3 protein-coding genes are annotated in these 6,383 nt (G+C 64.7%); 2 read left to right on the forward strand and 1 reads right to left on the reverse strand.

Features of this window, described 5'->3' with window-relative positions; genetic code table 11:
* Both VN461_14130 and VN461_14135 read left to right on the forward strand, forming a co-directional pair.
* A partial coding sequence (locus tag VN461_14130) for a molybdopterin cofactor-binding domain-containing protein (GenBank protein HXB55920.1) occupies positions 1-1,999 on the forward strand: 1,999 nt, incomplete at its 5' end.
* Between the two features lie 113 nt (positions 2,000-2,112).
* Positions 2,113-3,981: a hypothetical protein gene (locus tag VN461_14135; GenBank protein ID HXB55921.1), complete on the forward strand. Its 1,869-nt coding sequence runs from the start codon at positions 2,113-2,115 to the stop codon at positions 3,979-3,981.
* A gap of 600 nt (positions 3,982-4,581) precedes the next feature.
* Here VN461_14135 and VN461_14140 read toward each other — a convergent pair.
* Entirely contained in the window at positions 4,582-5,730 is a 1,149-nt protein-coding gene (locus tag VN461_14140) for a serine hydrolase domain-containing protein (protein HXB55922.1), read from the reverse strand.
* Positions 5,731-6,383: the final 653 nt, after the last annotated feature.

Genomic DNA, 6,383 nt, shown 5'->3' on the forward strand with positions numbered 1-6,383 from the left:
TATGCCCAAGGCGGAGATGGGGCAGGGCGTGATGACGGGGTTGCCGATGCTTCTCGCCGAGGAGCTCGACGTCGAGTGGGCTGACGTCCGCGTGGAACAGGCGCCGACAGACCCCAACATCTATCGGCACGGGACCGGCAGCAGCTCCAGCACTCGCACGTCCTGGCTGCCCCTTCGGCAGGCCGCCGCTGCCGCCCGCGGCCTCCTGCTGCAGGCAGCGGCAGGGCGTTGGATGGAGGATCCCCTGCGCTGCCGGACAGAAGCGGGAAGCGTTATCGGACCGGCGTCGCAGCGCGCCCGCTACGCGGACCTCGTCGAGGCCGCGGCCCTCCTGCCCGTGCCCGATCTCACGAAGGTCCCGCTCAAGGAGCCGTCGAAGTTCCAGATCCTTGGCAAGCCGATCCCACGGGTGGACGTGCCATCGAAGGTGGACGGCAGCGCAGAATTCGGCATCGACGTCCGCCTCCCGGGCATGCTGCGGGCGGTGGTGGCTCGCTGCCCGGCCTTTGGCGGACGCGTGAAGCGGTTCGATGCGGCGAAAGCGAAGGCCGTGGCCGGCGTCCGGCATGTTGTCGAGATCCCTTCTGTGGTTCGAGACGTCTTCTCCTGCGGCGGTGTGGCCGTCGTGGCCGACAACACCTGGGCCGCGCTCCAGGGGCGACAAGCGCTCGTCTTGGAGTGGGACGAAGGCGAGGGCGAGAGCAGCCAGGGTCTCTCCAAACAGTTCGAGCTGCTCCTGGCCAAGCCCGGCGCCGTCGTGCGCAACGACGGAGATGCGGCAGTAGCTCTGGCCGGGGCAGCGCACCGCGTGGAGGCCACATACGAGCTGCCCTTCGAGGCCCACGCGACTATGGAGCCCATGAATGCAACCGTCCATGTACGGAGGGGCGGCACCGAGGCCTGGGTCCCGACCCAGGACTCCGCCTTCACCCGGGAGATCCTGGCTCGCGTCCTCGGGCAGCCCTTGGAAGCCGTGATCGTGCACACGACCCTCCTCGGGGGCGGATTCGGCCGGCGTGCGGCCACCGACTTCGTGGTCGAAGCAGCACAGATCTCGCGGCTAGTCGGCGCCCCCGTGCAGGTGGTATGGACTCGGGAAGACGACATCCAGCACGACTTCTACCGGCCGGCCTCGATGCACCATCTCAGAGCCTCCCTCGACGCGAGAGGGCGTCCAACTGCCTGGTTCCACCGGATGGCGTCGACTTCGATCGCCGCCTTCCTAGACCCGCCCGAGACCGCCAAGCCAGCGGAAAGCGAGATCGGCGGAGCCGTCGATCTGCCCTACGCCATACCGTCGATACGGATGGAGTACTCCCCTGCCCCCAGTCAGGTGCCCGTCTCCTGGTGGCGCTCGGTCGAGAACTCCGTCAACGCTTTCGTGACCGAGTGTTTCCTGGACGAGCTGGCCGGGGCGGCCGAAATCGATCCCCTGACCTTCCGTCTGCAGCTCCTCGCCGAACCGCGCCAGGTACGCCAGCCGCCGGACTCCCCCGCGATCCTGGAGACGACCCGTTTACGTGCCGTGCTCGAGCGAGCGGCGTTGCGAGCCGGCTGGGGAACCCCGGTCACACCCGGCCATGGCCGCGGGCTGGCCTGCCATTTTTCCTACCGCACTTACGTGGCCCAGGTCGCCGAGGTTTCGGTCGCACACGGCGCCGTCCGCGTCCACCGCGTGCACCTCGTCGTCGACTGCGGGCGGGTGGTCAACCCCGACGTCGTCAAGGCCCAGATGGAGGGCGGCGTCGTCTTCGGGCTCTCAGCCGCGCTCAAGGGAGCGATCACGATCGCCAACGGCCGTATCCAGCAGAGCAACTTCCATGACTTCGAGGTGCTCCGGTTGCCAGAGGCGCCCGAGATCGACGTGGAGATCCTGGCTAGCGACGGGCCGCCGACTGGGGTCGGGGAGCCGGGCGTCCCGCCCATCGCGCCAGCGGTGGCCAACGCAGTGTTCGCCGCGACGGGCAAGCGTGTGCGTCGCCTGCCCATCCGGCTGTAAGAGCTCATCGCGCCAGCTCTACTGCGCAACGCGGAAGGCGTGTCAGGTAGTGCCGGTAAGTCTCGACGTCTTGCCTGTGCATCGCATGCTTAGGGTCAAGAGGAGAAAGAGCGATGGTCATCTATCAAGCCTGCCTCCACATCGCCCTCGCCGCCGTCCTCCAGGTCACGCCGAGCACCACGAACGGCTCGGTCCCGCGGCAGCTGAGCGACGATCTTGAGCACTACGTCTGGGACCTCACATCCTTCTATCCCGACCGAGCGGCTTGGGAGGCCGAGCGGCACACCATTCTAGAGAAGAGCGCCAACATCGGCCGCCTCCGCGACGGCATGGTCCGCGACGCGAAGAGCCTGGCCGACGCGCTCGACGAAGTGTCGGAGCTCCGGACCCGAGCCACAAAGATGACAATCTACGGCGAGCTCTCGCACAACCTCGACCGCCATTCCGCGGCGGCGGCGACGATCTACGACTCCGGGACCGCCCTCGCCGCCCAGATCGAATCCGCTTTGGCGTTCGTTCCAGAGGAGATCGCCAAGATCGGCGAGGAGCGTTTGGCCCGGTGGCTGGTACAAGAGCCGCGCCTCGAACGACACCGCATCCGCATCATGCGGATTGTGCGCGAGGCGCCGCATACCTTGTCCACCTCCGAACAGGGCTTGATCTCGAGTATGGGGCGCTGGCCACAGGTCTCGGCGGACGCCTTCGATGCCTTGCACGGTTCCGCCCTCGGGTGGCCGATGATGAGGGGTGTCGAGGGCAAAGACGTCGCTGTCAACTTGTACTCGTTCAAGACCCAGTTTCCACGGGAGAAGCGCGCCGAGGCCGCAACGGCATTCATGGCCCGTTTGAAGTCCTTTGAAAGTGTCTTCGGACTGCTCTATACCCGACGCATCGACGCCGACTTGACCATCGCCCGGCACCGCCGGTTCGCCGACGGTATCGACGCTCTCTGGTTCCTGCTCGACGCCATGCCGTCGGGCAGCGCGCGCCTCATGGTCGATCAGGCGCGGCAGAATTTGCCGGTGCTGCACCGCTACCACCAATTGCGCGCCCGTGCACTCGGCTTCGATCGCGCCTCGCACGCTCAGCAGTACATTCCCCCGCCTGACCTGGGGCAACGATTCGGCATCCGAGAGGCCCTCGAGATCGCTCTGTCCGCGACCGCTCCCCTGGGTTTGGCTTACGGACAACGCCTGCGGGCCGCCATCGACGCACACTGCATGCACCTACCTCCTTGGTCACAGAAGCGGGGGGTGTTTGAGATATTCCCGGGGATCGGTGTCACCCATCCCTACATGCTCACGAGTTTTCAGCCGACCTATAGGGGTGCCCGCCAGCTCACCGGCGCCCTTGTCAACATCATGAAGAATGTGGACATCCCATCCAACCGGATGCCCGACGGCCGAGACTTTCCGCCCACTTATGGCAACGGCGTCATCTACGTGGGCGACATGTTGTTCGATGACCTCGTGAGGGCGCGGGCCCCCGATCGACGCACTCGAGTCGCCGACGGCCTTCAGGCCCTCGACCTCATCTGGGACAACTTCTTTCTGACGGCGTTGATGACCGAGCTCGATGTCAAGGTGCAGCAACTAGTGATCGAAGGCAAGACCCCTACGGGAGAAGAAGTGTCGCAAATCTACCTGCACCTTCTCCATGAGTACGCCGGTCCAGCCATCACCGACGACGCTTTTGCCGCGGAGTGGATGACTTACGGTGTGACGTTCGGTTCGTACGAACATCAGTTCTGGGCGAGCGCCATCGCCGCCGCGGCCAATATCGTGGAGAAGATCAAGGCGGGCGATCCAAACGGGGTCAAGGCGGTCGATGAAGTCTACCGTCGTGGTAACAGCGATCGCAGCTACTACTTATTGCGCCAAGTAGGCATCGACATGTCGGCGCCGACAGCTTATCAACCGCTTTTCCGCCGGATGAACGCACTGCTGAGCGAGTTGGCGGCTGCGCTGGAGGAGACAGAGTGAAGAGGGGTTCTCGCGGGAGTTGCGCGGGTTCTGTAGCGCCTTGGGTGGGGCCCCTTCGGCTCCCCGCGGGCCCGCCTTCTCGATGGCGTACGAGGTCAACCATCGGAGGGCTTGGCCGAACGCGACCCCCCGGCAGCCGGTTGCGACCAGCAGAGGCTGCCCAAGGATATCGGACCTGCCTCGGCGTCGGTTCGCGGTACCGTGGCATCCTGACTCGCCCACATGACGGGCGCTACGGCCAGGAGGGCCGGAAGTAAGGCACGTGGAGCGTCGAGACCCCGCCGACGTTTGGCGGACGCCGCGGGAAGCGTGAACGGCACATTCAGGACGCCGACTCCGATTTGGCCCAGGACTCCCGGGGGCCCTCGCCGGCCCGCGAGTCGTTGATTACTGCCGTCGCGCAGCGAATCAAGTGCTAATAACCCCAATGTTGCAAGCCAGATGACGCCAAGGCGTCGGTGCGGTTGAGCGTCAAGGGCAAAGTGCCCTCCCTCCGCGCTTCGACCGCGAACGGCAGGGTCCCCACGCACGATCAGTGCCCCGAGCTCACAATCGGGCGCATCCCGAGTCCTCGTTGCACCCGCGATTGCGGACGAGCCACTACAGGTAGAGCCTTACAAGATCGTTTGCGGTCTCATCCGCTCTAGCGCCCGCTAAGTTAGACAGCGCGATCGCGGTCAGGCCCTCGCTCGGCAGATGAGTGACCCAGCAACAGCCGCCACCCTCGTGGCCCACAGCTTTATGCCCTGCGAGGTCCTGGATGGTCCATCCCAGCCCGTACGGAGCCGTTTTGCCTTCAGCTAGCGTCGCGGACGTCCACATCCGTTCGCAGCTACTCTTGGACAACAGCCCCGCATGAAGGGCCAGAAACAATCGGCTCAGGTCGGCCGTGGAGGTGTTCAGTCCGGCGGCGGGGTAATCCGTCGTGGAGTATGGCCAGATCCAGTTCCGCAGCCTGCCTGATTGCCGGCTATAAGCCGTTGCCGGGCGCCGCGGTACGAGCACACGCGAGTCCCCGAAATGCGTGGCTCCCATGCCGAGTGCTGCGAAGACTCGCTCGTCCAGGAATGCGTGAAAGGGCTTTCCGCTGAGTGCTTTCACGATTGCGCCGACGATCAGATATCCGGTCTGATTGTAGGCCCATTTTGTGCCCGGCTCGAACTCCAGCGGCAACTCAGAGGCGAATGCCATGATCTCGGCAGCGGTGAAGGTGTCGAGTTGGTCAGCATCCACGAAGTGATCTCGGCGCTTCTCCTTCTCCTGCCTCATCCTCAGGTTGGCAGACGGCGGGGGGAGCCCCGACGTGTGCTCCAGCAAGTGGTGCACCCTGATCTGGCGCCAGGCCGGTGAAGACTCTGGAAAGAACGCGGTAACTGGAGTGTGGAGGTTGAGCTTTCGATCTTCCACCAGCAGCATAGTGGCCAGGCCAGCAAAGATTTTGGTCACGGAGGCGATTTGATAAACTGATTCGCCGTCAGCAGGCAAGTCGAACTCGAGACTGGCTCTGCCGTAGCCCCGGTTCTTGACGACTGTGCCTTGCTTCACTACAGCAACCGACATACCAGGAATGCCGTACTTCTCCATCTGTCCCGCGACGTACCGGTCCGCGTCATCTTCCGGAGAAGTGGAGCTCGCTACCCTTGGAGCCAAGGCCCTGACTCCACTACCCACAAGAGTCGCAGCCATGGAGGTCCTGAGCGAGGATGAAAGGAACTGACGACGACCGCAGGGTTTATCTACGATTCCCATGGGCCCTCCTCGGGGTTAGACGGCCCGCGGGCGGGTTTAGTTAGGAGAGTGCGCCTAGCCCAGAAATGACTCGCGGGCTAGGACGCCGGAGCAAGCGGATTCGGGGTCTACGGTTCGTCCGGTGAACTCTTCGCATGCGTCCGGTCTCGCGTCCTCGTCAAACCATGTCCCAAGCCCTGCGCCAGCCCAGCTCTGGCCGAAAGAGTCCGATTCTTGTCCTGAAGCGACAGGCTACGGCGATACGAGCCGACCTAGACTCTTTGCGGATGCGAGTGACGCTCCACACTCCCGCGGCGCGATGGTCGTCGCCCTCGAGGAGATGCAGACACACTACGACACGCTGTGGAGCGTTGGCACCGACCACTAGTTGAGCGACATGTCCGACCTTCGCGTGCGTCGCTACGCACGGCACTTGGCGAGTCGACCGCCGTCGGCGGGGGCCCGGAGCGAGGAACCACAACGAACGAGTCAGGTGGCCTGCTCTCTTCGGTACTGCCTCCTCCTGACGACGAATGAGGTCACATGAGTAGCGTCTCCACGCGGTGGGCGTGCACCATCCCCTCACGCGGGGACCACGCGAAGATGGTGAAGTGGCCGTCTTGGGACGCCACCAAGGCCACGGCGTCGGGCTGGTCCTGCGCGAACTGTGCCGC

The sequence above is a fragment of the Vicinamibacteria bacterium genome (assembly GCA_035570235.1).
Taxonomy (GTDB): Bacteria; Acidobacteriota; Vicinamibacteria; order Fen-336; family Fen-336; genus DATMML01.

Excerpts from the sequence above, each read along its gene's own strand:
- VN461_14140 (HXB55922.1), bottom strand. The coding sequence starts at position 5,730 with ATGGGAATCGTAGATAAACCCTGCGGTCGTCGTCAGTTCCTTTCATCC.
- VN461_14135 (HXB55921.1), top strand. The coding sequence starts at position 2,113 with ATGGTCATCTATCAAGCCTGCCTCCACATCGCCCTCGCCGCCGTCCTC.